The following is a 4,263-nucleotide window of genomic DNA, read 5'->3' as shown; positions in this document are numbered from 1 at the left end:
TACAATTGTACCATGTCTGATAATCAAGCGGCTTAATTCAAAAAAAATGAAACCCGTTAGGGTTTATTTCGTGTGCAAATCTTTAGGTTCCCTACACATAAATTTTATAAAAAAGAAACAACCTCTATTTTAATTGACGTTGTATGAGCTTAGCTTGATAGCGATGGGGTGCTACCCCTATTTGACGTAAAAGCAATTAAGTCCCAATAGAGTAAACCCTATTGATACAAAGATTTCTACCTTAACGTTGTAAATCCGCAAAATCCTGATGCTACCCCCATTACAAATTTTAACTTTAACATGGACAAATTTGAGTAAAATTAATTACTGATTGTGCTGAAATAGGATCACCCTGATTGGCTGCACCTAATAAGGTTGTACTCGTGACTCCACAATTGTATACACAAACAACATCACCTGCATTAAGATTATAAAATGCAGAAATATATATTGTGCCACAATTACAAACTGCTCCTCCTTGAAGTGAACCTGGAGACCCTCCATTTAAACTTAAACAAAATGTACTATTTTCAGTACTTTGAACCCTAACATCTATTTTATATACCCCGCACTCATTTACCATTACACATCCATTAGTAGTTATAGTAAATGCACCAGGTGTATTACTACTACCTAACGGTGCATACGGCAATATTTCATTTGGAGCTATAACTGGACCAGTAATACCTGGTACAGTATATCTGAATGCTCCAATAACAGGACATGGGCATGTGCAAACTCCTGTAGGACCTGTAACACCTTGAGGCCCAGCAGAACCTGTGGGGCCTTGAGGTCCAGTTGGTCCTGTTAATGTTGGTTCTTGTAATACAGCTTCTAATTTTGCTTTTAAAAATATTTCTGTTTCTACTGCTCCTTGCAAAGTAGATTGTACACTTTTATTTAATTGAATTAATTGATCAAATGTTGGAGGAGGTGAAAGACTTTGTGTTAATAACCCTAATGCATATTGAATTTTTTCACCTTCTGCATTAATAATATGAGCTAATCCTAATTCTTGTAGAGCAATTGAAGATAAAATTAAATTAACTGATTCTTCTCTTGTTAAACTTATATTTGGAGTTATATTCGGTACATTTGCTTGAGACATATTTACATCCTCCTTAGCTATCAAATTTTATAAAGAATAAGTCTCACTATAAAATATGACAACTATGGACAAGTTGTTACAATATATCATCTATCAAACTATAAAGTTGCTAAATACTTACACATCATACGTTGTACAAGCATATATATATCATGTGACATAGTATATCTTCCTTTTCTCCCCTGGTATATTTAGACAAAATATACCAGGGTTTTATTTCATATCAACATCAAAATCTTTTTTATTTATACAAGATTTTATGCAAAAAAAAGAATATCGGGGATCCCTAGAATCCCCGATATATCAACGATGTATAAAATTCTGTATAAGAAATAAATAGACATAGAAACAAGAATCCCTGTCAATACAAGGATTCTATCAAACTATTCGCTACCTATAATGAGACGTTATGTTAACAAAATATGTATACAACATACAATAAGTTCTTCTCTACTCTTCTTTAAAAATTCCTTGTTTAGTTTAAAGACTCTATTTACTTCGTAACAAGTTTTTAAGTGGAACACATTTGTTAAAAAAAACATATATATATTATGTCACGAAATAGTAAATCCTCATCTCAAAGATTAACTATATAACAACAAAAAAGCCATTCAACTATAATTGTAGATTAAACACTTTACTTATAGTACAAGTGGCTTTTTTGTTGTATTTTGTAATTGTATATTTAAAATTTATAGAGGTGTAATACTAACCAAATCTAATACATTTTCTAATTTAAATTGTAAAAGCATTTCTTGCTTAACAGCTGTTTGTAATGTTTGTTTTACACTATTATTTACTGTTAACAAATCTGACAATGTCACTGGTGGAGGAGTAACACCCGTATCTAGTGTTCCTAATATAAATTGAGTTTTTTCTGCTTCACTATTAATAATATGCGCTAATGCTAATTCTTCCATCGCAATAGAAGCTACAATCAAAGAAATAGATTGACCTGGGGTAATTGAAATAGTTGGAGTAATATTAGGGATATTCGCTTGAGACATACTCATCTTCCTTTCTTTTTTCAAAATCCATACATCATACGAGCTTGTAAAGAACTTTGAGCATGTCCGGAGAGCCTGTATTTTTTTAGAATCAAAAAACACCCTTCACCCCCTCATTTTTTGAGGGGGTGAAGGGTGTTTTGAAATAAGTTAACTCTTTAATGCTCACTTCGTTCCGCTTAACGTTGACTACTATGATTACTTAAGCAAGTTTTATTACATTAACAATAACTCCATTCATCGTTTGATCAACTGCTACGCTATTGCGTAACGTTAATACATTAACTCCTGGTCCTGTATTAAATACCGCTCCTGCACTTATTGATCCAGTTTGAGGAAGAGTAACTCCAGCATTTGAATTTGTACTAGTACCATTTATAAAAGTTCCATTTAAATCAAAAACTAAACCTATTTGACCAGTGCTACTTCCTGATGAAGATTGATAATCAGCATGATAAGTTTGATTAGGAGCCAATATAATATCAGTTGAACCAGGTACGTGTGTAATTGCTGTTCCATTAAGAGTTTCATTTGTAGCAAGTGGTACTAACGCTCCTGCCGGAACAGTGATCGTAGCATTAGTAACAAAACTACCATTGTTAGCTGTTATAAGCGGCCCTGTTGGTCCTGTCGGTCCTGTCGGACACGTTGGACAAATACCAGTAGGCCCAGTTGCTCCAGTAGGCCCTGTTGGACCTCCCGCAGGTCCTGTCGGTCCAGTAGGTCCAGGTGGACCCGTTAAAGAGGGAGCTTGTAGTACACTCTTTAATTTATTTTGTAAATACATTTGTTTCTGTGTTGCACTTTGCAACACACAATTTACACTTTCATTCACTGCTAGTACATTACTAATTGTTGCCGCTGGTGACAAACCGGGTAATGTTCCCAACACATATTGAATTTTTTCTGCTTCTGCATTCAGAATATGAGCAAGTGCCAATTCTTCTAGTGCAATAGATGCAATAATTAAATCTAGTGATTCTGTTCTAGAAAGTGTAATATCCGGCGTGATATTAGGTAAATTTGCTTGAGACATATTTATTTCCTCCCTATCTATCAAATTTTATAAAGAATAAGTCTCGCTATAAAATATGACAAATATGGACAAGCCGGCACGGCATTTATATCAATAATCTATTACAATTATAAACTTACAAATAATAAATAGATTCATACACCTTTTTCATTGGACAAGCATAAATATAAATATGCTTGAGACAGATTTATCCTTCTTTTATCCCTCTAGCATAATTTTCTTACTAGATTATGCTAGGGGGTTTTTCAAATATTTATGTATACCAATATCTATACATTCTATTTCGTTTATTTCTTCTTAAATCTCCTGATGCAAGATTTTATGCAAATTAAAATAAGTGAAGGCTCTTAGAAACTTTGCTACCAATAACGATAATTATGTAAATAAGCTGCCTATATGTGAAGTGCCCCCTAAAAGTTAGACACGGTTATTTCATTAGGCAGCTTATTTTATTTTTGGCTTAGTCTGGTTATTTTTCGAAATGCTGGCTATACCAATACTAGATTTAATTTAAGGTTTACAAACTATTAATCAAAGAAATTGTTCAATTCCTTACTCATTACGTTTGATGTTTTGTGCTTTGGTTTCTCATTTTTATTAACCAGCGACTGCGTAGTATTATTCTTATTTTTTTGCTGAGATTTTAAGTGCTCTTGGCGTTCTTTATAACTCATAGGTTTATATTCTGGTTGCTTCTCTTCATTTTTCAAATGATCTTCTCTATTTCTTTCTAAGTTTTCTTGAACCGTAATACTAATAGATTCATAAACTTTCGCTACATCTTCATCTAGCTTATTTTCTTCGGTATGTGTAAGCGTTTCTTCAATTGGGATCGTGTTGATTTCTACATGTGTCTCGTCTGCCTCTGTTAATGGAACTGGAATTGAAGCAGATTCTATATTTGTTTCTGCAGTCTCTATTATTGGAACGGGAAGTCCATCAGATGGGAATTCATCTAGCGGTGGTTCAGTTTCGTCAGGAATCCCGGAATGAATAATGGAATCTTTATTCCAATCTTGCTCTAACATAGTAATAGATAATTCTTTGTTTAGTTCTGCTACCTCCATGTTAATTTCATAGCATTCTTCCATAGGAGGTAATTCTATATCTAT

Annotated in this window: 3 protein-coding genes and 1 pseudogene; all 4 read right to left on the bottom strand. The window is 33.4% G+C overall.

From position 1 onward, the window contains the following. Positions 1 to 295 precede the first annotated feature (295 nt). Positions 296 to 1,108, bottom strand: coding sequence for an alpha-helical endospore appendage domain-containing protein (locus CO726_RS30370; protein ID WP_099686768.1), 813 nt, complete (start codon positions 1,106 to 1,108; stop codon positions 296 to 298). A 692-nt stretch (positions 1,109 to 1,800) separates the two neighbouring features. Further along, entirely contained in the window at positions 1,801 to 2,115 is a 315-nt protein-coding gene (locus CO726_RS30365; protein WP_099686769.1) for an alpha-helical endospore appendage domain-containing protein, read from the bottom strand. 202 nt (positions 2,116 to 2,317) lie between these two features. Further along, a complete protein-coding gene (locus CO726_RS30360) occupies positions 2,318 to 3,151 on the bottom strand; it encodes an alpha-helical endospore appendage domain-containing protein (protein ID WP_099686767.1) in 834 nt (277 codons plus the stop codon). Between the two features lie 527 nt (positions 3,152 to 3,678). After that, positions 3,679 to 4,263: pseudogene (locus CO726_RS30355) on the bottom strand (DNA translocase FtsK); the annotation flags it as partial.

It is taken from the genome of Bacillus fungorum (genome assembly GCF_002746455.1).
GTDB lineage: Bacteria > Bacillota > Bacilli > Bacillales > Bacillaceae_G > Bacillus_A > Bacillus_A fungorum.
Note: the sequence above shows the minus strand (reverse complement) of the source record. Positions and strands in the feature narration are given on the sequence as shown.

What these genes read in the sequence shown, in the direction of transcription:
- CO726_RS30370 (WP_099686768.1), bottom strand. Translation starts at nt 1,108, where the DNA reads ATGTCTCAAGCAAATGTACCGAATATAACTCCAAATATAAGTTTAACA.
- CO726_RS30365 (WP_099686769.1), bottom strand. Translation starts at nt 2,115, where the DNA reads ATGTCTCAAGCGAATATCCCTAATATTACTCCAACTATTTCAATTACC.
- CO726_RS30360 (WP_099686767.1), bottom strand. Translation starts at nt 3,151, where the DNA reads ATGTCTCAAGCAAATTTACCTAATATCACGCCGGATATTACACTTTCT.